The following is a 23,440-nucleotide window of genomic DNA, read 5'->3' on the forward strand; positions in this document are numbered from 1 at the left end:
AATTGCCCGTATTCTTTCTTTTCCGGGGTTTTTCCTTTGGATTTATTTTACTCCCTTTTTGTTTGGTATATTCTTTTAGCCTCGTTTTTTTTCTTTTTTCTCATGTCATAACCTTTTTCAGGTGGTTATAGCGCGAGGGTTCCACCTCTTCCCATTCCGAACAGAGCCGTTAAGCCTCGCCGCGCCGATGGTACTGCGTCACAGTGGGAGAGTAGGTCGCCGCCTTTTTTTTCTTGTATTCCCCTCTTTTCCCCTCAGAAGGAAGAGAGGGGAATCTTTTTTTTTACCCACCTTTCACTGCCGGTCGCTGTATACAGGCTGTTGGCCCACCCGATATTTCGGGTGAGCGCCTGTTTTTGGCTCTGTCATTATTCTTGGGGATTTAATAATTCATGCAAATATCTTTGCGCTCCATCTTTTGCTCCACCAAAATCGGTAATATTCTGGGCTCACCCGACAAACTAGGGGGATTAAGCATATAGTTTTGTCAGTCTGAAAAGGAAACCTGATATCCGTCACTCCTCTTACTGAAGCTCCGAATGATTTGATCTTTGCGTTGAATGATTCGGAGAAACGGATTTGAAAGTTTGTTCTCTTTTATTGCTGTACGGTAACACTTTTTCTCCAATCCGTGTAAGGTACAACGGCTTAAACATGTTGATTTCTTATGTTATTCTGTTATCACCGCTCTTTGATTTTATTTCCTGCCAACAAGGATGTTGAAAGAAAACCGTGTAGTCGACAAATCTTACAGCCGGCTGTTCGGGCTGCGCTGTCATTTCATCCTTTCTTTTCCAATTAGTAGTTGGCCCGTTGGAGGGGGATCAGTCATCGATGACGGCTATCCCCATTTTCTTCATCAGGAAGCAGGCGTTCATGTTCTGCGCCACCCCTTCCCTCATTCGATACGAGAAAGTGAGTTCGTTGTTTGCAATGTCGGCTTCGAAGCAGTAATTCCGTATATTCTCCGGAAAGGCATCCGCCAAAGTGCTTAGGAGCAAGTCGTGCGTGGCGATGATTCCGTTCGCGTTCATCGATATGAGTTGCTTGATCAGCGCGAAAGAGCCTTTCTGCTTATCCGTCGAGTTGGTTCCTTTCAATATCTCGTCCAGAATGATGAAGAGCTTTTCTCCGTTCCGGAGCTTGTCGATAATCAGCTTCAGACGCTTAAGCTCGGCGAAGAAGTAAGACTCGTGATCGGTGAGCGAATCGCTCGTGCGCAAACTCGTGACGAGGCGCGCCGGGGTGAAGATCATCTTCCTCGCCCATACCGGCGAACCGATGCTTGCCAGCAGGTAATTCACGCCGACGGTGCGCAGATAAGTACTTTTGCCCGCCATGTTGGCCCCCGTGACGATGATAAACGAAGGGCGTTTCTCTATGTTTATGTCGTTACATACACACCGTTCGGGCGCCATCAACGGGTGTCCCAACGCTTCGGCTTCCAGTTCGAAGGGAAGTGTGGACACATCCGGATAGATGTAGTCCGGATGATTGTATGCAAAAGTGGCGAGCGAGCAGTACGCATCCATCTCGCCGATTGCCTCCAGCCATTGCGGAAGTTCCGCGCCGTTCTCTTCCTTCCACTGCTCTATGCGCATCACCTGCCGCAACTCCCAGAAGAAAAGTCCGTTGAGAATGGTGCTCACCAATATGTTGTTTCGCTGATCGAGCCCGTTGAGCAGGTGCGACAAGCGGTGAAGCGCTTGCGACGCTTTTTTCCCATGCGCCGTCAGTTCGTTTTGCAGAGCCCGCAGATTCTCGCTCCGCATTTCTTTGCGTTCGGTGAGCAGAATCTGGTCGGCATAGGCCGAAAGAATCTGCAACTTCTTGCCGTAGGTGATTTGCAGCTTGGTGATGCCTTGAGTGAACACGAAGCTGAATGTGACACAGCCTACGAATACGATGCCCGCAAGGGTGAAAGGAAGCGCGTCGGCAATGGCGGCTCCGATGAAGCACGCGTTCAGCAAGGCGATACAAGCGGGCAGAATCCGTAGCAGCAAGTGTTTGCGGTAGCGTATCGGAGCATTCGCCCACTCATAGATTTCGTTTGTTCTCGTGGCGTTCGCGCTGTTCAGAAGCCCGAAAAGCCGGAAGTTCTGGCGGTATTCCAACTCCTTCGAAAGTTCGCCGACGGCTTCCTGCCGTTTCACGATGCGCTCTTTCTCTTCCAGCGGATGTTTGAACCAATCTGCCAGATGCCGGCTCCCGATGTTTGTGGACGTGCGGTTGGCGGCTTGAAACAGCGACTTGTCTCCAAACACATCCAAATCGAAAGAGTACAGATGCGTCGGGTCGATGTATTCGTTTCCGGCGTCGAACGCCGTGAAGTCACCGTGCAGTGCCTTTAATTCCTGTCGGTTGATTTCTATCTTTTTCTTCAGGTAATCTTTCCGGTAAAACCAGCGATTGTGTATTTTCACCAGCCAGATGAAGACGAAAAAAGGAAGCACGGACAGCGGAAGTATATAATTCCATCCTCTGTTGTAGAAAAGAAAGAAAGAGACGACAGCTTCGGTGAAAAGAATAACGCGCAGAAAGCTGATCCGTGCAATATGTTTTCTTGCTTTTTGTAAATGTTGTTCAGATTCGCTTACAATCTTGCGGTATGTTTCTTCGATGCTTTTTATCTTGTTATTCATGGGATATTGCTGTTTACTATTGGTTGGCAAAGATAAATATTATTCTTTATAGAGACAATAGCGCGCGAGTGTGTAATGTTCGGAAGAGTCGGGGTGCACGGGGTGAATAAGCCGTCGTTTGCTTTCGGACGTTCTGTCGCCGGACGAAACAAGAACCCCCTTGCGGCACGTTTCATCAGTTGCTCGAACGAGGTAGGCTGTAAAGAGCGTTGTCGATCGTACGTTAACGACCTTCGTTATATGAGTCCTCGTGGAATGACTCCAATGGGGATCGACCTTGTGCCGGGGGGGAAGATTCATCAGGAACGCCCCAATTGTAGGGGAATTGCACTCAAGAACATGTGTGCTTGAGATAGAAACAGTATTGCCCGGAGACAGTTGCGCTTACGGATAATGCAGAAAAAGGTCCTACTGACAAAGTTAAATCACCGTTTCCTGCCAACGGGGCAAGGGTTCTGTTTTGATGAATCAGAGGTTTTCTTTCAATGGAGCCGAGATTTTCTTTCGATCAATCAAAAGCTCTTTTTCAATGAATCAGAGGTCTTGTTTTGATGAAACAGAGATTTCATTTTGATAAAATAGGGGCTTCTCTTTGAATGCTGCTAATAAGCCGGGAATCTTGCAAAAGTTTTCTTTTGATGGAGGAAGGGTTGCTTTTCGATAAATCAGAAGCTCTTTTTCAATGGGTCAGAGGCTCTGTTTTGATGAAACAGAGATTTCATTTTGATAAAATAGGGGCTTCTCTTTGAATGCTGCTAATAAGCCGGGAATCTTGCAACAGTTTTCTTTTGATGGAGGAGGGGTTGCTTTTCGATAAATCAGAAGCTCTTTTTCAATGAATCAAAGGTTCTGTTTTAATGAATCAGAGTTTTCATTTTGATGAAGCAGGAGCTTCTCTTTGAGTATAGCTAATAAGTGAGAATCCTGCAACAGTTTTCTTTTGATGGAGGAGGGGTTGCTTTTCGATAAATCAAAAGCTCTTTTTCAATGAATCAGAGATCTCATTTTGATAAAACAGGAGCTTCTCTTTGATGAACCGAAGGTTTTCTTTTAATGGAGTTGAGATTTTCTTTCGATAAATCAGAAGTTCTCTTTTGATGAAACAGAAGCTCTGTTTCGATGAATCAGAACTTCTCTTTTAATGAGTTAGGAGCTCTCTCTTGATGAAATAGAACTTTTCTTTTGATGAAACAGAAGCTCTGTTTTAATAAACCGGCCCTCCCCACTGATTAACCCAAACTTCCCCACTGATGCACCCAAAGTTTCCCACTGATGAAACAAAAGTTTCCCACCGGGGAAACAAAAGTTTCCATACGGGGAAAATAAAGTTTCCCCGGTGGGAAACTAATTATCTCTTACGATGTTTTCAACGGTGGATAACTATGTCGTCTATCGTCTCCCTTAATGATACGCCTTTGCTCTCATGCTGTGCGCGAAACTCCTATCTCCCGTTTTTTGATGAAATTCATTGCGCTTGACGACGTTCTTCTTGCTTTCGTGCTGCTTCGCGCCGGGTCCGGAATAAACCATTTGGCGGCTAAACAAAGTTTATCGACTTCGAAATGAAAACGCCCGAAGGTCCGGAATAAACCATTTCACGGGTAAACGTGTTGAATATATCGAATCGGCAGACGTTCATCCGTCTCTTACGAAGCGCGGCAGCAAAAAAGGATATTTCGGCAGATGGTGCGGGAATGTGCTGCGAGACAGGTCGCCGGGTCGCGGGAAAATAGTTTGATACACTGAAAAAATAAAGGATAAGTTTGCTTAATTCTGTCGAAATGAGTATTTTTCCACTCGAAAAGCATGAAATCTTTCAAAAAAGGGAAAGTATGAAGAAAGTATATCTTTTGGCATTGTTAATGAGTTTTCTGAGCCTTCCGTTATTGGCGCAACAGCATATTGTCTATGTGAACCTGAAGAATCTGCTTGCCCAGAAAGGCGATACTGTGACTACGTTGCGTATCGAAAAGCGTTCGAAGAGCCAGATACTGCTGACGGGCGGAGCCGATTACCGGATTACGGCGGGCGACAACGAACTCCTTTGCCATGTATTGAAGAAGCGCTGCTTTGCCGTGCTCAGCGATGAGGGCGATCTGTATCTCAACTGCCGCAAGCTGCGATACAAACGGCTGCGATTCGGCGGTTGGTTTGCCCCGGCTGTCCGTTTGGGAAACAACATTTATTTTTCCGCTATGCCCGTAGGCTCTGTTGTCGGAAGCCTGTTTGTCGGTGAAGAAGACCAGAAATTAGGCGGTCAGGTGGGAGACGCCCTCGCAACCTCCGGTTTGGTGAATAAACGGGTGTGTTACGAGCTTAACGGAGAAACCGGTAAAGTCGATTTCGTAGGCAAAGAACGGATGCTTCAGCTGCTTGAAGGATATCCGGAATGGCGGCAGGCATATTTGAAAGAGAACTGCCAGGAAACCAAAACCACGTTTAAATACATCATGATGCTGAAAGAAGTGAAAGAATAAAGCCGCTTTTTCTTGTATCACGCATGGAATCCTCTTGTTTTAGCTTTAATTTGTAACAATTCAGGGCTAAAACAAGAGGATTTTTTCAATTGCCGGGCGCAGGCGCCACAGACTTTCTTTCTTGCCGGATATCATTCCGATAATTGTTTTTTGCCTTTATGCCAATCTTTTTATCCCGATTCTTTTCTTTTTTCTTCTTTTTTCTCTATATTGCGGGAGTTATCAAGCGAAATTGCTTACAGTTTGCAATCTTAATTCTGAGTTATGATGAACAAGACTATTTGCGACACACTTCCCGTATACCCTGATTTTGCAGAAGGTATTCGGAGGGCTCCCGATCGCGGGTACACGCTTACCCCGTCGCAAACGGCTACAGCCCTGAAAAACGCATTGCGATACATTCCTACGGAATGGCACGAACAATTGGCTCCGGAATTTCTGGAAGAACTACGCACGCGCGGGCGGATCTACGGATACCGCTTCCGTCCCGCAGGCGATTTGAAAGCGAAACCCATCGATGAATATCGCGGACGCTGCATCGAGGGAAAAGCCTTTCAGGTGATGATCGACAACAACCTCTGCTTCGATATCGCCCTTTATCCCTACGAACTCGTCACTTACGGAGAAACCGGACAGGTTTGCCAGAACTGGATGCAATATCGTCTCATCATGCAATATCTGGAAGAGCTTACCCAAGACCAAACGCTGGTAATCGAATCGGGACATCCGCTGGGTTTGTTCCGTTCGCGTCCCGACGCGCCGAGGGTCATCATCACCAATTCGATGATGGTGGGCATGTTCGACAATCAGCACGACTGGCATGTCGCGGCTCAAATGGGTGTTGCCAATTACGGACAGATGACTGCCGGCGGATGGATGTATATCGGTCCGCAAGGCATCGTGCACGGTACATTCAATACGCTGCTGAATGCCGGAAGAATGAAATTGGGAATTCCGAAAGATAAAGATTTGCGCGGACATCTCTTCGTTTCTTCCGGGCTGGGTGGCATGAGCGGCGCGCAGCCCAAGGCGGCGGAAATCGCAGGAGCGGCATGTATCATTGCCGAAGTCGACTCGTCGCGCATCGAAACCCGTTATAATCAGGGCTGGGTGGGGCACGTCACAGAGAGTTTGCCGGAGGCTTTCCGGATGGCGCAAGCGGCTTTGGAAAAACGAGAGCCTTGTTCCATCGCTTATCATGGCAATGTGGTGGACCTGCTGGAGTATGCCGAACAGAAAGGCATTCATATCGAGCTGCTTTCCGACCAGACTTCCTGCCATGCCGTATATGAAGGCGGATACTGTCCCGCCGGACTGACATTCGACGAACGCACACGCTTGTTGCACGAGTCGCCGGAGGAGTTCAGAAAGCTGGTGGACATCTCCCTGCGCAGGCACTTTGAAGTGATTCGCAAGCTCGTGGCGCGCGGCACTTACTTCTTCGATTACGGCAATTCGTTCATGAAAGCCATGTACGATGCGGGCGTGAAGGAGATTTCGCGCAACGGCACAGACGAGAAAGACGGCTTTATCTGGCCCAGCTATGTAGAAGATATTATGGGGCCCGAGCTGTTCGACTACGGATACGGCCCCTTCCGTTGGGTTTGCCTGAGCGGAAAGCATGAAGACCTGATCAAGACCGACCGGGCGGCGATGGAGTGTATCGACGTGAACCGCCGCGGACAGGATAGGGATAACTATAACTGGATACGGGATGCCGAGAAGAACCGGCTGGTTGTCGGCACGCAGGCGCGCATCCTTTATCAGGATGCGGTAGGAAGAATGAACATCGCCTTGCGATTCAATGAGATGGTGCGCAAGGGCGAGGTAGGCCCCATCATGCTGGGCCGCGACCACCACGATGTGAGCGGCACGGACTCTCCCTTCCGCGAGACATCGAACATAAAAGACGGAAGCAACGTGATGGCGGATATGGCTGTGCAATGTTTCGCCGGCAATTGCGCGCGCGGAATGAGCCTCGTGGCTTTGCACAACGGTGGAGGCGTAGGCATCGGCAAGGCGGTGAACGGCGGGTTCGGCATGGTGTGCGACGGCAGCGAACGGGTAGACGAAATTCTCCGTTCGTCCATGTTGTGGGATGTGATGGGAGGAGTGGCGCGCCGTTCGTGGGCACGAAACGAACATGCGATGGAGACCATCGACGCTTTCAACCGTTCGCATTCCGAAGGCTACCGTATCACGATGCCTTATCTGGCGGATGAAAAATTGATAGAACGGCTAAACAAATTAAACTAATAACTTAAAGACATGAATTGGAATAAAATTGTAGAATGCGTGCCCAACTTCAGCGAGGGACGCGACTTGGCGAAAATAGATCAGATTGTATCTCCGTTCCGGGGAAAGAGCGGCGTGAAGTTGCTCGACTATAGCAACGACGAAGATCACAACCGGCTGGTGGTGACTCTGGTAGGCGAACCGGAAGCATTGCGCGATGCGGTGGTGGAAGCCATCGGCATAGCCGTTCGTCTGATAGACCTGAACAAGCATCAGGGACAGCATCCCCGCATGGGAGCGGTAGATGTAGTACCTTTTATTCCGATAAAAAACGTCACGATGGAAGAAGCCGTCGCTCTTTCGAAAGAGGTGGCGGAGCAGGTTGCCCGGCTTTATAATCTTCCGGTCTTCCTGTATGAGAAGTCGGCTTCGGCTCCTTACCGTGAAAATCTTGCCACAGTGCGCAAAGGGGAGTTCGAAGGCATGGCGGAGAAGATAAAGCTTCCCGAATGGGCGCCCGACTTCGGCCCCGCCGAACGGCATCCTACGGCAGGAACAGTAGCTATCGGGGCACGCATGCCGCTGGTGGCCTACAACATCAACCTGAATACTCCCGATCTGGAGATTGCCGGCCGTATTGCCAAAAACATCCGTCACATCAACGGCGGGTTGCGTTTTGTGAAAGCGATGGGGGTGGAACTGAAAGAGCGGAACATCACGCAGGTTTCCATCAACATGACCGACTATACCCGCACCGCGCTTTACCGGGCTTTCGAGCTTACACGCATCGAAGCCCGCCGCTACGGAGTGAGTATCGTGGGAAGCGAAATTATCGGACTGGTACCAATGGAGGCGTTGATCGACACGGCATCGTACTATCTCGGATTGGAGAACTTCTCCATGCAGCAGGTTCTCGAAGCACGTATCATGGAATAAAAAACGGCGTATGAGTGAAAACCTGATTATATTCAATGCCCGCATCGTGACACCGATAGGATTTACGGCGCGTCGCGGTGCGGAAATGTCGCAACTGCGCATTATCGAAAACGGAACGGTGGAGGTGACCGATGGTATCATCACTTACGTAGGGGAGAATCGCGGGGAGTCGCGCGACGGCTACTACCAGAACTACTGGCATTACAATGCCCGGGGGCATTGTGTGTTGCCCGGTTTTGTCGACTCGCATACGCATTTTGTATTTGGCGGCGAACGTTCCGAAGAATTCTCCTGGCGTTTGAAGGGCGAAAGCTACATGTCTATCATGCAGCGCGGAGGCGGAATTGCCAGTACCGTAAAGGCTACGCGCGCGCTTAACTTCCTCAAGCTCCGTTCCGCAGCCGAAGGCTTTCTGAAGAAGATGAGCGCCATGGGGGTGACCACGGTGGAAGGGAAAAGCGGATACGGCTTGGATCGCGACACCGAGCTGCTCCAGCTTAAAGTGATGCGCAGCCTGAACAACTCGGAGCATAAGCGGGTGGATATTGTGTCTACCTTTTTGGGCGCTCACGCCCTCCCCGAGGAGTATAAAGGCCGGGGCGACGAATACATCGACTTCCTGATCGATGAGATGCTTCCGCTTATCCGCAAAGATGACTTGGCGGAATGCTGCGATGTGTTCTGCGAGAAAGGGGTATTCTCTGTAGAGCAGTCGCGCCGCTTGCTTTCGGCCGCCAAAGAGGAAGGCTTCCTGCTGAAACTTCATGCCGACGAGATTGTCTCTTTTGGCGGAGCCGAGCTGGCTGCCGAACTGGGCGCTTTGTCGGCCGACCATTTGCTTCAGGCATCCGATGCCGGCATTCGGGCAATGGCGGAGGCGGGTGTGGTTGCCACGTTGTTGCCGCTGACTGCGTTCGCGCTGAAAGAACCCTATGCGCGTGGCCGCGAAATGATCGATGCCGGTTGTGCCGTAGCGCTTGCTACCGATCTGAATCCGGGAAGTTGCTTCTCCGGTTCCATACCGCTGACCATCGCGCTTGCTTGCATTTACATGAATCTCAGCATCGAAGAGACGATTACCGCCCTCACGCTCAACGGTGCCGCTGCTTTGAATCGCGCGCATCGCATCGGAAGTATCGAAGTGGGCAAACAGGGCGATTTCGTCGTTCTGAATTCGGACAACTACCACGTTCTACCTTATTATATAGGTATGAATTCCGTGGCGATGACAATAAAGGAAGGGGTGCTATATCCCGTAAATTGATTAACTAAAAACTTAATACTATGTTAGTAGAATTAACCGTAAAAGATTTCTTAGATAAAGTAGCCGGCAGCGATCCCGTTCCCGGAGGTGGAAGCGTCGCCGCCCTGAGCGGGGCATTGGCTTCGGCGCTTGCCACGATGGTAGCCAATCTGACAATCGGCAAGAAGGGCTATGAAGACCATGAGGAAATAATGTTGCACGCACGGGAAACCACCGCGCAGCGGTTGCAGGAGTTCGTCGGTCTGATTGATAAAGATTCGGAAGCGTATGATAAAGTGTTTGCTTGCTTCAAGATGCCCAAAAGCACCGACGAAGAGAAGGCGGCAAGGAGTGCTGCCATTCAGGAGGCAACGAAGCATGCAGCCCTTGTTCCCATGGAGGTGGCCCGCAAAGCTTTGGAAATGATGCCGGTGATAGCCGATGTGGCTCGTCTGGGAAACCGCAATGCCGTGACGGACGCTTGTGTGGCGATGATGTCTGCCCGCAATGCGGTGTTGGGCGCGTTACTTAATGTGCGCATCAATCTGGGCGGACTGAAAGATAAAGAGTTTGCGTCATCTTTGCAGGCAGAGGCCGACCGGATGGAGCAGACTGTTCGCGAACGGGAAAAAGAGTTGTTGGATGCCGTTAATCAAGATTTACGCGTATGAGTGCCAATGTCTATCAAGTCGGTTCCGGAGATCTGACCTTCGAGATCATCGAACGGATTGTCAATGAGAATTTAAAGCTCGAGCTGGCTCCCGAGGCCAAGCTCCGCATTCAGAAATGCCGTGATTACCTCGACCGGAAAACCGTTTCGTCGAAAGAGCCTTTGTATGGCATTACGACCGGATTCGGCTCGCTGTGCAACAAGAATATTTCGCCGGACGAACTGGGAACTCTTCAGGAGAACCTGATTAAAAGCCATGCTTGCAGCGTGGGTGAAGAGATCAGTCCGGTCATTATCAAGCTGATGATGCTGCTCAAGGCACATGCCCTTTCGCTGGGACACAGCGGTGTGCAGCTCATCACCGTTCAGCGCATTCTCGACTTTTTCAACAACGATGTGATGCCCATTGTCTACGATCGCGGTTCGCTCGGAGCTTCGGGCGATCTGGCTCCGCTTGCCAATCTGTTTCTGCCGTTGATCGGCGTAGGCGATGTATATTATAAAGGTAAGAAGCGCGAAGCCATCAGCGTGCTCGATGAGTTCGGGTGGGAACCCGTGAAACTGATGAGCAAGGAGGGGCTGGCTTTGCTCAACGGCACACAGTTTATGAGTGCCAACGGAGTGTTCGCCATGCTCAGAGCTTTCCGTCTGTCGCGCAAGGCCGATTTGATCGGAGCGCTTTCGCTGGAGGCTTTCGACGGGCGCATCGATCCGTTTATGGATTGCATTCAGCAGATGCGTCCCCATCAGGGGCAGATAGAAACAGGAGCGGCATTCCGTAAACTGCTCGAAGGGAGCGAAATCATCAAGCGTCCGAAGAAGCATGTGCAAGATCCGTACTCTTTCCGTTGCATCCCGCAGGTGCACGGAGCGACGAAAGACGCTATCCGCTACGTTTCGTCGGTATTGCTGACCGAGATTAATTCGGTGACGGACAATCCCACCATCTTCCCCGACGAAGATCTGATTATTTCCGGCGGCAACTTCCACGGGCAGCCGCTTGCCATTTCTTACGATTTCCTTGCCATCGCATTGGCGGAATTGGGAAACATCTCCGAACGAAGAGTGGCTCAATTGATTATGGGCCTTCGGGGGCTGCCTGAATTTCTGGTGGCGAATCCGGGATTGAACTCCGGCTTCATGATTCCTCAATATGCCGCAGCCTCCATGGTCAGCCAGAATAAGATGTACTGTTGTCCCGCTTCGAGCGATTCCATCGTTTCGTCCAACGGGCAGGAAGATCATGTCAGTATGGGTGCCAACGCAGCCACGAAGCTTTATAAAGTAATGGATAATCTCGAGCACATATTGGCTGTGGAACTGATGAATGCGGCACAAGGCATCGATTTTCGTCGTCCGCTGAAAACCTCTCCTGTGCTGGAACGCTTCCTGCATGCCTACCGCAAGGAAGTTCCTTTTGTGAAAGACGACATTGTAATGTACAAGGAAATACATAAGACCGTCGCTTTCCTGAAAAGGACTCAACTGGATTGTTGAGTTTTATAGGTACTCGAGGAGCATATTCCGTTATTCGATAGCCGGTTGTGCCGTAAGGGATAAGTCCGGTTTGCCGGAAACAGGCATATCGATATGATTGCGAGCGGCTATACGCATGGCGAGAATTTTATCGGATAGCATGAATCGTTTTCTTGTTTGCGGCGAGGTGAAGAATTGTTGCAAATGAATCGAAAGCGTTCTCTCAAAGGCCGAATCCCGGTCGGTTAACAACAGAATTTCGTGATTATGTTGTAAAAGTACCGCTTTACGCCTGTTCGGTCGGGCAGAAGCGGTACTTTTTAATTCTTTCTCTCAAAAATCGGTTATTACAAGAAGTTCTTTCTTCATTCCGTCAAGGAATCGCTCTTTGCATTGTCTTCTCTTTTATTAACAATTCTTTGAAATCTGATGCGCCGATTGGTAATTTTTATCAAACACGATAAAAATAGTTGGAAACTTAACTATTGATTTGAGTTTTCTATTTATCTTTGCCGTACTTTTCATACCCAAAAAGCAAATTAAATAAAGAGTCCAACAGATAATTAGCTATAACAGTAATGATAGAACACGAAAAAGATTTTTCGCAAAGAGCCGAATTAAGAGAGCGTATTATAATGACAGCGATGGAAGCCTTCTCTGCCAACGGAATCAAATGCATCACAATGGATGACGTGGCAGCCTCGTTGGGTATCTCCAAACGTACGCTTTATGAGGTTTTTTCAGATAAAGAATCGCTGCTGGAAGCATGTGTATTGAAGAAACAGGCTGAAGGAGATTGCTATGTGGAAGGAGTTTACGCCCAATCGGGTAATGTGTTGGAGGTGATACTGGCCGTATTTCAAAGGCATATAGAAATCTTTCACAAAACGAACAAGCGTTTTTTTGAGGACATGAAAAAATATCCGAAGATTTATGCCATGGTGAAAAACAGGCATGACAATGATTCGGAGAAAGTGCTCTCCTTTTTCAAGTCGGGTGTGGAACAGGGAATTTTCAGAGATGATGTTAATTTCGGGATAGTCAACCTGTTGGTGCGTAGCCAGTTTGATGTGCTGCTGGATACCGATATCTGCAATGAATATCCTTTCATCGAAGTGTATGAATCTATCATGTTCACTTATTTACGGGGTATTTCTACCGAAAAAGGCGCGAAAATGTTGGAAGGTTTTATACAGGAATATCGAAAGAGCCGAATCGGGTGAGCCGGAATAGTGGTCGCGAATAAACAATAATTAAAGTATTAATTTAGGTATGACTTTATGAATAAGATGAAAGTTTTGACAGGTAAAAGTATGCTTCTGATTGCGGCGATGCTTTGTACATTTTGTACGGCAAAGTCTCAGGAAACGCAAGTTGAACGGAATGTTTTGAGTTTGACGTTGGACAAGGCTTTGCAGATAGCGTTGGATGAGAATCCCACCATTAAAGTGGCGGACGAGGAGATTGCTTTGAAGAAGGTGGCCGCCAAGGAAGCTTGGCAGCATTTATTACCTGAAGTCGGCTTGGGCGGTGTTTTAGACCATACGATCAAAGCTGCCGAGATGAAACTGAACGATATGTCGTTTAAGATGGGAAAAGACGGGAGCAATACCGCTAATGCTGCTTTAAACATTAATTTGCCTTTGTTCGCTCCGGCTGTGTATAAAGCCATGTCGATGACGAAAGCCGATATCGAATTGGCGGTAGAGAAGTCGCGCGCCTCTCGGCTGAGCCTGGTAAATCAGGTGACCAAAGCCTTTTATCAGCTCATGCTGGCGCAAGACAGTTATGAGGTGCTTCAGGGCAGTTACAGACTGGCGGAAGAAAAGTTCGGTATCGTCGATGCCAAATATCGGCAAGGGGCTGTCAGCGAGTTCGACAAAATCAGTGCGGAGGTGCAGATGCGCAGTATAAAGCCGAATGTCATTGCAGCGGATAATGCGGTGACTTTGGCGAAATTGCAGTTGAAAGTATTGATGGGTATTACTACCGATGTGGACATAAAGATCGATGATAATCTGGCCAACTATGAAGCGGCGTTGTTTGCCGATCAGTTGAGCGAACCGCAAACAGGATTGGCGAATAATACAAACTTAAAACAGCTTGATTTGAATAAAAAATTGCTGCAAAGAAATATTCAGTCGTTGAAAACGAATTTCATGCCGTCTGTTTCGGTGAGTTTCTCATACAAGTATCAGTCTCTTTATAATTCGAATATCAACTTTTTCGATTACAACTGGACCAACAGTTCTTCTTTGATGTTCAATGTGAGCATTCCTTTGTATAAGGCCGCTAACTTCACCAAATTGAAGTCGGCACGCATTCAGATGCGTCAGCTCGACTGGAACCGGGTTGATACCGAACGGAAACTGAATATGCAGGCGACCGGCTATCGCAACAGTATGGCCGCCAGCTCCGAACAAGTGGTGAGCAACAAGGAGAATGTGCGGCAAGCGGAAAAGGCGGTGGAAATTGCCGGTAAACGCTACGAGGTTGGCAAGGGAACGGTGCTGGAACTGAACAGTTCGCAGGTTGCGCTCACTCAGGCGCAACTCACGTATAATCAGTCTATCTTCGACTATCTGAGTGCGAAGGCGGATTTGGATCAGGTTTTGGGAAAGGAATAAAACTATACACTAAAAACATACAATTGACAAAATATGAAAAGAAGTATTCAAATCGTAACCTTGCTGCTAACTGTATGGCTCGGTTCGTGTACAGGCGCAAAAGATAAAGTTGCTGTGAAAACAGACGGAGAGAAACCCAGAGTAAAGTTGGCAGCCGTGGCTGCCCGCCCCGTTGAGCAGATTCAGGAATATACCGCCACGGTAGAGGCCGAAGTGAAAAACAACATCGCGCCTTCTTCGCCTGTGCGTATCGACCGTATTTTGGTGGAAGTAGGTAACCGAGTGGTGAAAGGGCAAAAACTGGTGCAAATGGATCCTGCCAATCTGAAACAAGTGAGGTTGCAACTGGACAATCAGGAAACGGAATTCAAACGTATCGACGAGCTTTATAAAGTGGGCGGAGCTTCTAAGTCGGAATGGGATGCGGCAAAAATGCAACTCGATATAAAGCAAACCGCTTATAAGAATCTGCAAGACAATACTGCTCTGTTAAGCCCTATCAGCGGTGTGGTGACTGCCCGAAATTATGATAGCGGAGATATGTACGGCGGTGGTGTTCCGGTATTGGTGGTAGAGCAGATTACTCCGGTGAAACTGCTTATCAACGTGTCTGAAGCTTATTTCACACAAGTAAAGAAGGGAGAGCAGGTGGATGTAAAACTGGATGTATATGGAGACGAAATCTTTAAGGGAACGGTCAGTTTGGTATATCCTACCATCAACCCGTCGACTCGTACGTTTCAGGTAGAGATAAAGCTTAACAATCGTGATCAGCGTGTGCGCCCCGGAATGTTTGCCCGCGCTACGTTGAACTTTGCTACGGAGAATCGCGTTGTGGTGCCCGACTTGGCCATCATTAAGCAGGCCGGTTCAGGCGACCGGTATGTGTATGTTTACAAAGACGGTAAAGTCTCTTACAACAAAGTGGAGTTGGGCAGGCGTTTAGGAGCCGAGTATGAGTTGAAGTCGGGTGTGCCGGACAACTCCCTGGTTGTTGTTGCGGGCCAGTCTCGTTTGGTAAACGGTGCTGAGGTAGAGGTGGAAAAATAAAAGATCGACAATAAGTGATGAGAACCGAATAGCGATTGAGGCGGTTGCAATATCTTGTAGCCGACGTTGTCCAACGTCATTGCGTCGGACTGTCGAATCGCTGATAACTTATTGCTAACAATTTAATTCTAAAAAGAAATGAGTTTATACGAAGGTGCGGTTAAAAAGCCGATTATGACCTCGCTCTGCTTTCTGGCAGTGGTGATTTTTGGTCTTTTCTCTTTGTCTAAGTTGCCTATCGATTTGTATCCTGATATAGATACGAATACGATTATGGTGCTGACCGCTTATCCGGGGGCAAGCGCGTCTGATATAGAGAATAACGTGACTCGTCCGCTGGAAAACAGCTTGAATGCGGTGAGCAACCTGAAACATATTACTTCTCGTTCTTCCGAAAACATGTCGCTCATTATATTGGAGTTCGAGTTCGGAAACGATATCGATGTGATCACCAACGATGTGCGTGATAAGCTCGATATGGTAGGTTCGCAACTTCCTGACGCGGTAGAGAATCCGGTGATTTTCAAGTTTAGTACAGACATGATTCCGATTGTGATTCTATCGGTGCAAGCCAATGAAAGTCGGGCCGCTCTATACAAAATCCTGGACGATCGTGTCGTGAATCCGCTGGCACGTATACCGGGGATAGGAACAGTGTCTATCAGCGGTGCGCCAAAACGTGAGATTCAGGTATATTGCGATCCGAACAAGCTGGAAGCCTATCGGCTGACTATTGAATCGATCAGTGCCGTCATCGGCGCGGAGAATAAAAATATTCCGGGAGGTAACTTCGATATAGGAAGCGATACTTATTCGTTGCGTGTGGAAGGTGAGTTTAAAGATGCCCGTCAGTTGGAGAATGTTGTGGTAGGCACGCACAATGGGGCTAATGTTTTCCTGCGCGATGTGGCGAAAGTGATTGATACTTTGGAAGAGCGTGCGCAGGAGACTTATAATAATGGTGTGAAAGGAGCGATGATTGTTATTCAGAAACAGTCGGGAGCCAATTCCGTGGACATATCCAAGAAAGTGGCGGAAGCGTTGCCGCGTCTGCAGAAAAATTTGCCGAGCGATGTCAAACTGGGAATGATTGTCGATACGTCGGACAATATTCTGAATACCATCGACAGCCTTGCGGAAACGGTGATGTATGCGCTATTGTTTGTAGTATTGGTTGTTTTCCTTTTCTTGGGAAGGTGGAGGGCTACGCTGATTATCTCTATCACTATTCCGCTTTCGCTGATTGCCTCTTTCATCTATCTGGCAATTACCGGAAACTCGATCAACATCATTTCGCTTTCTTCGCTTTCCATTGCTATCGGTATGGTTGTGGACGATGCGATTGTGGTGCTCGAGAATGTAACTACGCATATCGAACGAGGATCGGATCCTAAACAAGCTGCCATACATGGTACGAACGAGGTGGCTATCTCCGTAGTCGCTTCCACATTGACCATGATTGCCGTATTCTTTCCCTTGACCATGGTCGGCGGAATGACGGGAGTGCTTTTTAAACAGTTGGGCTGGATGATGTGCGTCATTATGTTGGTTTCCACCATGTCGGCACTGTCGCTGACACCGATGCTTTGTTCGCAGTTGCTACGCCTGCAAAAGAAACAAACCAAATTCTTCACCTTGTTTTTTACGCCCGTAGAAAATGCGCTGGATAAGTTGGATGGCGGATATGCGAAAATGCTCAACTGGGCGGTGCGTCATCGGGCAATTGTTATTTTGGGTTGTATTGCTTTCTTCGTACTGAGTTTGTTCAGCATGAAAAACATTGGCACGGAGTTTTTCCCGGCTCAGGACAATGCTCGCATTGCCGTGAATCTGGAGCTGCCTGTCGGGGCACGCAAAGAGTTGGCCCAACAACTTGCCGAGAAACTGACGAAGCAATGGCTCACAAAGTATGAAGGTATATTGGTAGTCTGCAACTATACAGTGGGGCAGGCCGATTCGGATAATACATGGGCTTCGATGCAATCCAACGGCTCGCATATCATCTCTTTCAATATGCGTCTGGTTAATCCCGGTGAGCGCGACATCACTTTGGAACAAGTCTGTGATGAGATGCGTGAAGATTTGAAGGCCTATCCGGAGTTGAATAAAGCCCGGGTGATTCTGGGTGGAGCCAATTCGGGTATGGCTGCTCAGGCAAGCGCAGATTTCGAGGTGTATGGCTACGACATGGCTACGACGGACAGTGTGTCGGCAGCTTTGAAACGTGCATTGATGCAAGTAAAAGGTGTGTCCGAAGTAAATATCAGCCGGAGCGACTATCTGCCGGAATATCAGGTGGACTTTGACCGTGAAAAGTTGGCGATGCACGGATTGAATTTGTCGGTTGCCGGTATGGCGGTGCGCAACCGCATCAACGGGGCGGTGGCTTCGAAATACCGTGAAGACGGTGACGAGTATGATATTAAAGTACGCAATGCCCCCGAGTTCCGCACAAGTTTGGAAGACATTGAAAACATTCTTATTTACAACAGCAAGGGCGAGTCGGTCCGCGTGAAAGATTTGGGAAAAGTAGTCGAACGTTTTGCCCCGCCGACCATCGAGCGTAAAGACCGTGAGCGTATTGTGACTGTTTCCGCCATTATCTCCGGCGCTCCTTTAGGAAATGTCGTGAAAGCGGGAAAGGCTATCATCGATAAAATGGATATTCCGGCAGGGGTCAGCATTCAGGTGGCGGGTTCGTATGAAGACCAGCAGGACTCTTTCCGCGACCTGGGTACGTTGGGCCTTCTGATTATTATCCTTGTATTTATTGTAATGGCTGCCCAGTTCGAATCGCTGACCTATCCGTTCATTATCATGTTCTCTTTGCCCTTTGCGTTCAGCGGTGTACTCATGGCATTGCTCCTTACGGGAAGTACCTTGAGTGTGATGAGTTTGCTTGGGGCCATCATGCTCATCGGTATTGTGGTAAAGAACGGTATTGTGCTTATCGATTATATTTCGCTTTGTCGTGAACGGGGCATGGCGGTGCTGAACGCCGTGGTCACGGCGGGCAAGAGCCGTCTTCGTCCGGTATTGATGACTACCGCTACGACCGTGCTCGGTATGATACCGATGGCTGCCGGAGGCGGGCAGGGTTCCGAGATGTGGAGTCCGATGGCCATTGCCGTTATCGGTGGACTTACTGTATCTACGGTATTGACACTGATTCTTATTCCTACTTTATACTCTGTGTTTGCAGGAGTAGGCATTAAGAACAGGCGTCGCAAGCTGCGCAATAGGCAACTGCCGGAAGACGGGTACTTTAAAGCATAAGCATATTAATGAATAATGTTATAAAAAACAGAATAGAAAGATGAAATCAGTACTGATAACCTTCGATCAGGCTTACTACGAGCGTATCATCGCATTGCTCGACCGATTGAACTGTCGCGGATTCACTTATATGGAGAAGGTGCAGGGACGCGGTTCCCGCACCGGTGACCCGCACTTTGGCAGCCATGCATGGCCGAGCATGTGCTCGGCTATCCTCACGGTGGTAGATGATGAAAAAGTAGATCCGCTGCTCGATGTGTTGCATAAGATGGATTTGCAGACGGAGCAATTGGGGTTGCGCGCTTTTGTATGGAATATCGAACGGACTATTTGACTATTTCGTGGTCTGTCGCTTCCGGACACACAATGTTTTTCGTCGCTTTGTGAAATTTCTCTCTTTTGCCTATCTTTGCGCTCGCTTTCGCTTGCTTGCTTTTGTGAAGGCATGCATATAATCCGGGCTTATGAAGAATTATTTTACATATCCGATGTGGCTCACGCTCATTGTGTTGCTCTTTCTGCTTGCACTTCACTGGTTGCCCGCAGCCGAGATAGGAGGTTATCCGTTGAGGCGTGTCGACCTCTTAGGTGATTTGCGGTATCCCGATTCGGACGAAATGGCGTCCGACTCGGTCGCTATCGTTCTGCCTCCCGTTCCGAAACCCGCTTTTGTCGACACTTGTCGTTCGGGGATGACTTGTATCGAAGATTACAGCGACTCCGCCGGGCGGGGCATGAAGCCTTTTTATCAAGCAATCGACCGCTTATCGGAGGGTGACGGCCGGGTGCGGATAGCCGTTTTCGGCGACTCCTTTATCGAAGCGGATATCTTTACTGCCGATTTGAGAGAGATGCTTCAAAAACGTTTCGGCGGTTGCGGAGTAGGTTTTGTAACAATTACTTCTTCGGTCAACGGCTATCGGCCTACCGTGTGTCATTCGTTCGGCGGATGGCAGAGCCATGCCGTGACAGACACCACCTTTTTCGACAGAAAGAAACAAGGAGTTTCCGGACACTATTTCGTACCTCGCAAGGGAGCGTATGTGGAGTTGCGCGGTCAGAACAAATATGCCTCTTTATTGGATACGTGCAGGCAGGCTTCCATCTTCTTTTACAACAAAGATACGGTGGCTCTGAGTGTGCGTGTGAATCGCGATCGGAGCAAAGAGTACGTGTGCGCTCCTTCGGGAGAGTTGCGACAAGTGTCGGTAGAAGGGAATATCGGTTCCGTTCGCTGGTCGGTAGACCGTGCAGACTCTACGCTGTTCTACGGGCTTGCGATGGATGGCGAACGGGGAGTGATTTTGGACAACTTCTCGTTGCGCGGCAGTTCGGGGTTGTCGATACGTGGCATATCGGTGGAGATGTTGCGTCAGTTCAATCGCCGGCGTCCGTACGATTTGATTATTCTTGAATACGGACTGAATGTGGCTACCAAGCATGGGCGGAATTATGACAAATACCGGAAGGGATTACTTACCTCCATCGAGCATTTGAAAAACTGTTTCCCGCAGGCCGGCATTCTGCTGCTGAGCGTGGGCGACCGCGACTATAAGACCGAAACCGGCGACCTTCGCACCATGCCGGGAGTGAAGAATCTCGTCCGTTACCAGCAGAGCATCGCCGCCGAGAGCGGAGTGGCCTTCTGGAATATGTTCGAAGCGATGGGAGGGGAGGGAAGCATGGCGAAATTGGTGCATGCCAAACCTTCGATGGCGAATTACGACTACACGCATATCAACTTCCGTGGCGGGCGTCATTTGGCGGGCTTGCTTTATGAGGCCCTGATATACGGAAGGGAACAGTACGAAAGGAGGCGTGCTTATGAGAAGGGAGATTGAATGCGCCGGAAAGGCACGCAGGCTGTTGTTGCGAAGTTTGTTTCCGGCGATGTTGTTTTGTTTTTGCTTTCTTCCTTCCGAAGCGGCGGCTCAGGATCCTTTGCCGCAAATAGCCGCATCGGAGCATCCTTTGAGGAAGATGAAGCCTTTGCGAGAGATAATGAATCGTGAAGCCTTGAAGGTACCTGTACAAGTAATGTTTCCCGCTGCATTCCGCGGTACGGGACATAATGAGATTGCAGACAGCCTTGCTCTGTTATCCCCTTTTCTCGAGCGGTTGCGCCAAGTACATCTGGGGCTTTCCGAAGATACGGTACGCATTGTCCACATCGGCGACAGTCATGTTCGCGGGCATATTTATCCGCAGACTGCCGGCGCGCGGTTGGCTGAAACTTTCGGAGCTGTATCGTATGTGGACATGGGAGTAAACGGAGCCACTTCGCTTACGTTCACACATCCTACCCGTATCGCCGATATTGCCGCTTTGCGTCCGGAGTTGCTCATCGTCTCTTTCGGTACGAATGAAAGTCACAACCGGCGGTATAATGCCCATGTTCATTATCATCAGATGGGTGAGCTGATGGAATTATTGCGCCGGGCACTCCCTGATGTGCCCTTGTTGCTGACTACTCCTCCGGGCTCGTACGATAGTTTCCGTAAAAGAAAACGTAAACGGACGTACGCCGTCAATCCCCGTACCGCAATAGCGGCGGAGACCATCCGGCGATATGCGGGTAACCATCAGATGCCGGTTTGGGATATGTATGAGGTGGTAGGCGGGCGTCGCAGGGCTTGCCTCAACTGGACGGAAGCGAATCTGATGCGCCCCGATCATGTGCATTATCTGCCCGAAGGCTATGTTCTGCAGGGAGATTTATTGTTTCAAGCTATAATCCGCGCTTATAATGACTATGTTTCCAATTGATATGGGTTTCGGCAGAGTATGTGCGGCGGTATTCGCCGGATTAGAGTCGTTGCTTCCGTCCGGCGTAGATTTCAGCCGGCTGAAGGATATTTTTGTGTACGATCCCCAAGCGCCGATGATATTCAGCAGCGGTATCTTCTTGTGGCTGTTTGCGGCTTTTTTGCCGGTTTATGTGGCGTTGAGGCATAAGTATACGGCACGTATCCTTTTCGTTACGCTGTTCTCTTACTATTTCTATTATAAAAGCAGCGGCACGTATTTCTTTCTGCTTGCCATCGTCACGGTTTCCGACTTCTTTTTGGCGCAGCGTATGGAACGTACCGCTACGAGGTGGAAGCGTAAAGCTTTGGTGACGACAAGTCTGAGCATCAATCTGGGATTGCTTGCCTATTTCAAATACACCAACTTCTTGGGCGGAGTTATCGCTTCTCTCACCGGAGGCAGTTTCACTGCGCTCGATATCTTTTTGCCGGTGGGTATTTCATTTTTCACCTTCCAGTCGCTAAGCTATACCATCGATGTGTACCGGAAAGCTATCAAGCCGCTGTCGAACCTGCTTGATTACGCTTTTTACGTTTCTTTCTTCCCGCAACTGGTAGCCGGGCCTATTGTGCGTGCGCGGGATTTCATTCCGCAAATCCGGAAGCCGCTCTTTGTATCGCAGGAGATGTTCGGGCGGGGTGTCTTCCTCATTGTTTCCGGTCTTTTCAAGAAGGCGGTGATATCCGACTATATCAGTATCAACTTCGTAGAGCGCATCTTCGATAACCCTACGCTTTATTCGGGCGTAGAGAATCTGATGGGAGTGTATGGCTACGCCTTGCAGATCTATTGCGACTTTTCGGGCTATAGCGATATGGCTATCGGTATTGCCTTGTTGCTGGGTTTCCATTTCAATATCAATTTCGATTCTCCTTATAAGTCGGCTTCCATCACCGAATTCTGGCGGCGTTGGCACATCTCGTTGTCTACGTGGTTGCGCGACTACCTGTATATATCATTGGGGGGCAACCGGCGCGGGAAGTTCCGGCAATACCTGAATCTGATTATCACCATGTTTCTGGGCGGATTGTGGCACGGCGCTTCCTGGAACTTTATCTTTTGGGGAACGTTCCACGGTATAGCCTTGGCTCTGCACAAAGTATGGATGTCTGTCACCGGACGTGGAAAAGGTGAGCAAAGCCACGGATGGCGCCGTGCAGCAGGTGTCTTTATCACTTTCCATTTCGTTTGCTTCTGCTGGATATTCTTTCGTAATACCGATTTTCAACACTCCGTAAATATGCTGAACCAGATCTTTACGGCGTTCCGTCCGCAGTTGTTCCCGCAACTGATTGAAGGCTATTGGCGTGTGTTTGCCCTTATGTTGTTCGGATTCTTGCTTCATTTTGCGCCCGACAGTTGGGAGCGGGCCCTCTCGCGTGGAGTCGTTCGTTTGCCGTTGATTGGGAAAGCGATGGTCGTAGCGGCGTTGATTTATATCGTCATTCAGATGAAGAGTACCGAAATTCAGCCGTTCATTTATTTCCAGTTTTAACTTCTTGAAGCCGTCCAAAACTGTTGTTGTTCTCGTTTGCCGCTTTCCCTCTTACAGCTTCCTCCGGCTATTTCGGTTGCTCCATTCGACGAACCGTTCGATAATTGCCTTCGGTTGTAGCTTCCCGACTGTTGTCTTCAGGGGCCGGTTTGCGACGCTCTGTCCGATGGAACGTCAGGTAATTGCTGTGGGTTTGTTGCTTCAGCCATTCGCATGAAAGCGTGATATGACCGGAAAGGCGAATATCCCGCAAACAAACCGAAATCTTCATGTGGTAATTGAAAAGGCGGTATAAGAACTCCCAAGGGTTCTTTGGAAAACTGCGACGCTCGATTACCGACGTTAAAAAAAGGAAATCGAAGCCTTTTCTTTGTTTGCCCTTTGCTCAATATCCGTTTTTTCTTTTCTTTTGCAAGATAGAATAGACAGTACATACTTGGATGAATTTACTAAAACTATTTGCTTTATGGACTCTTCTCTAAGTAAGTTATCAACCGGCAGACAA

17 protein-coding genes and 1 rRNA gene are annotated in these 23,440 nt (G+C 48.9%); 16 read left to right on the plus strand and 2 right to left on the minus strand.

Translation table 11 applies throughout. From position 1 onward, the window contains the following. Positions 1-117 precede the first annotated feature (117 nt). A 5S ribosomal RNA gene (gene rrf / locus C234_RS0107875) occupies positions 118-228 on the plus strand. A 596-nt stretch (positions 229-824) separates the two neighbouring features. Here rrf and C234_RS0107880 read toward each other — a convergent pair. Further along, a complete protein-coding gene (locus C234_RS0107880) occupies positions 825-2,642 on the minus strand; it encodes a MutS family DNA mismatch repair protein (RefSeq protein WP_027325313.1) in 1,818 nt (605 codons plus the stop codon). A 75-nt stretch (positions 2,643-2,717) separates the two neighbouring features. On the opposite strand from C234_RS0107880, the gene C234_RS17425 reads away from it, so the two are divergent. The 15 genes from C234_RS17425 to C234_RS0107970 all read left to right on the plus strand — a co-directional run bounded on the left by C234_RS17425 (position 2,718) and on the right by C234_RS0107970 (position 22,935). Beyond that, positions 2,718-2,993, plus strand: coding sequence for a hypothetical protein (locus tag C234_RS17425; RefSeq protein WP_148295159.1), 276 nt, complete (start codon positions 2,718-2,720; stop codon positions 2,991-2,993). Between the two features lie 1,481 nt (positions 2,994-4,474). Next, complete coding sequence (locus tag C234_RS0107900; RefSeq protein WP_027325314.1) at positions 4,475-5,119, plus strand: DUF6563 family protein; 645 nt, start codon at positions 4,475-4,477, stop codon at positions 5,117-5,119. Between the two features lie 267 nt (positions 5,120-5,386). Continuing rightward, on the plus strand, positions 5,387-7,375 hold the full coding sequence (gene hutU / locus C234_RS0107905) for a urocanate hydratase (protein ID WP_027325315.1): 1,989 nt from the start codon (positions 5,387-5,389) through the stop codon (positions 7,373-7,375). 12 nt (positions 7,376-7,387) lie between these two features. Beyond that, positions 7,388-8,290 (plus strand): glutamate formimidoyltransferase, encoded by a 903-nt coding sequence (gene ftcD / locus C234_RS0107910; protein ID WP_027325316.1) that lies wholly within the window; start codon positions 7,388-7,390, stop codon positions 8,288-8,290. 10 nt (positions 8,291-8,300) lie between these two features. After that, on the plus strand, positions 8,301-9,554 hold the full coding sequence (hutI, locus tag C234_RS0107915; protein ID WP_027325317.1) for an imidazolonepropionase: 1,254 nt from the start codon (positions 8,301-8,303) through the stop codon (positions 9,552-9,554). 20 nt (positions 9,555-9,574) lie between these two features. Continuing rightward, entirely contained in the window at positions 9,575-10,204 is a 630-nt protein-coding gene (locus C234_RS0107920; protein WP_027325318.1) for a cyclodeaminase/cyclohydrolase family protein, read from the plus strand. Beyond that, the gene (gene hutH, locus C234_RS0107925) at positions 10,201-11,700 is read left to right on the plus strand and encodes a histidine ammonia-lyase (RefSeq protein WP_027325319.1); all 1,500 of its coding nucleotides are present in this window, start codon (positions 10,201-10,203) and stop codon (positions 11,698-11,700) included. Before C234_RS0107920 ends, hutH begins: the two co-directional genes overlap by 4 nt. A 557-nt stretch (positions 11,701-12,257) precedes the next feature. Continuing rightward, positions 12,258-12,902: a TetR/AcrR family transcriptional regulator gene (locus tag C234_RS0107935; RefSeq protein WP_027325321.1), complete on the plus strand. Its 645-nt coding sequence runs from the start codon at positions 12,258-12,260 to the stop codon at positions 12,900-12,902. A 57-nt stretch (positions 12,903-12,959) separates the two neighbouring features. Next, positions 12,960-14,306: a TolC family protein gene (locus tag C234_RS0107940; protein WP_027325322.1), complete on the plus strand. Its 1,347-nt coding sequence runs from the start codon at positions 12,960-12,962 to the stop codon at positions 14,304-14,306. A 33-nt stretch (positions 14,307-14,339) separates the two neighbouring features. Continuing rightward, on the plus strand, positions 14,340-15,356 hold the full coding sequence (locus C234_RS0107945) for an efflux RND transporter periplasmic adaptor subunit (RefSeq protein ID WP_027325323.1): 1,017 nt from the start codon (positions 14,340-14,342) through the stop codon (positions 15,354-15,356). A gap of 138 nt (positions 15,357-15,494) precedes the next feature. After that, complete coding sequence (locus C234_RS0107950) at positions 15,495-18,632, plus strand: efflux RND transporter permease subunit (RefSeq protein ID WP_027325324.1); 3,138 nt, start codon at positions 15,495-15,497, stop codon at positions 18,630-18,632. Between the two features lie 40 nt (positions 18,633-18,672). Then, positions 18,673-18,966 (plus strand): PG0541 family transporter-associated protein, encoded by a 294-nt coding sequence (locus C234_RS0107955; protein WP_027325325.1) that lies wholly within the window; start codon positions 18,673-18,675, stop codon positions 18,964-18,966. A gap of 130 nt (positions 18,967-19,096) precedes the next feature. Further along, the gene (locus C234_RS0107960; RefSeq protein ID WP_027325326.1) at positions 19,097-20,473 is read left to right on the plus strand and encodes an SGNH/GDSL hydrolase family protein; all 1,377 of its coding nucleotides are present in this window, start codon (positions 19,097-19,099) and stop codon (positions 20,471-20,473) included. Between the two features lie 49 nt (positions 20,474-20,522). Continuing rightward, the gene (locus C234_RS0107965; RefSeq protein WP_152532483.1) at positions 20,523-21,398 is read left to right on the plus strand and encodes an SGNH/GDSL hydrolase family protein; all 876 of its coding nucleotides are present in this window, start codon (positions 20,523-20,525) and stop codon (positions 21,396-21,398) included. Between the two features lie 115 nt (positions 21,399-21,513). Further along, complete coding sequence (locus tag C234_RS0107970; RefSeq protein WP_392387616.1) at positions 21,514-22,935, plus strand: MBOAT family O-acyltransferase; 1,422 nt, start codon at positions 21,514-21,516, stop codon at positions 22,933-22,935. A gap of 67 nt (positions 22,936-23,002) precedes the next feature. On the opposite strand, the gene C234_RS0107975 is transcribed toward C234_RS0107970, so the two are convergent. After that, positions 23,003-23,206, minus strand: coding sequence for a hypothetical protein (locus C234_RS0107975; protein WP_027325329.1), 204 nt, complete (start codon positions 23,204-23,206; stop codon positions 23,003-23,005). Positions 23,207-23,440: the final 234 nt, after the last annotated feature.

Origin of the sequence: Bacteroides pyogenes DSM 20611 = JCM 6294 (assembly GCF_000428105.1) — a bacterium.
Lineage (GTDB): Bacteria > Bacteroidota > Bacteroidia > Bacteroidales > Bacteroidaceae > Bacteroides > Bacteroides pyogenes.

Bases quoted from the DNA above. Each gene is read 5' to 3' on its own strand.
- hutU (WP_027325315.1), top strand. From the start codon at position 5,387: ATGAACAAGACTATTTGCGACACACTTCCCGTATACCCTGATTTTGCA.
- C234_RS0107970 (WP_392387616.1), top strand. From the start codon at position 21,514: ATGATATTCAGCAGCGGTATCTTCTTGTGGCTGTTTGCGGCTTTTTTG.
- C234_RS0107950 (WP_027325324.1), top strand. From the start codon at position 15,495: ATGAGTTTATACGAAGGTGCGGTTAAAAAGCCGATTATGACCTCGCTC.
- C234_RS17425 (WP_148295159.1), top strand. From the start codon at position 2,718: ATGTTCGGAAGAGTCGGGGTGCACGGGGTGAATAAGCCGTCGTTTGCT.
- hutI (WP_027325317.1), top strand. From the start codon at position 8,301: ATGAGTGAAAACCTGATTATATTCAATGCCCGCATCGTGACACCGATA.
- C234_RS0107935 (WP_027325321.1), top strand. From the start codon at position 12,258: ATGATAGAACACGAAAAAGATTTTTCGCAAAGAGCCGAATTAAGAGAG.
- C234_RS0107965 (WP_152532483.1), top strand. From the start codon at position 20,523: ATGTTGTTTTGTTTTTGCTTTCTTCCTTCCGAAGCGGCGGCTCAGGAT.
- C234_RS0107900 (WP_027325314.1), top strand. From the start codon at position 4,475: ATGAAGAAAGTATATCTTTTGGCATTGTTAATGAGTTTTCTGAGCCTT.
- C234_RS0107920 (WP_027325318.1), top strand. From the start codon at position 9,575: ATGTTAGTAGAATTAACCGTAAAAGATTTCTTAGATAAAGTAGCCGGC.
- C234_RS0107940 (WP_027325322.1), top strand. From the start codon at position 12,960: ATGAATAAGATGAAAGTTTTGACAGGTAAAAGTATGCTTCTGATTGCG.
- C234_RS0107945 (WP_027325323.1), top strand. From the start codon at position 14,340: ATGAAAAGAAGTATTCAAATCGTAACCTTGCTGCTAACTGTATGGCTC.
- C234_RS0107960 (WP_027325326.1), top strand. From the start codon at position 19,097: ATGAAGAATTATTTTACATATCCGATGTGGCTCACGCTCATTGTGTTG.
- C234_RS0107975 (WP_027325329.1), bottom strand. From the start codon at position 23,206: ATGAAGATTTCGGTTTGTTTGCGGGATATTCGCCTTTCCGGTCATATC.
- C234_RS0107955 (WP_027325325.1), top strand. From the start codon at position 18,673: ATGAAATCAGTACTGATAACCTTCGATCAGGCTTACTACGAGCGTATC.
- ftcD (WP_027325316.1), top strand. From the start codon at position 7,388: ATGAATTGGAATAAAATTGTAGAATGCGTGCCCAACTTCAGCGAGGGA.
- C234_RS0107880 (WP_027325313.1), bottom strand. From the start codon at position 2,642: ATGAATAACAAGATAAAAAGCATCGAAGAAACATACCGCAAGATTGTA.
- hutH (WP_027325319.1), top strand. From the start codon at position 10,201: ATGAGTGCCAATGTCTATCAAGTCGGTTCCGGAGATCTGACCTTCGAG.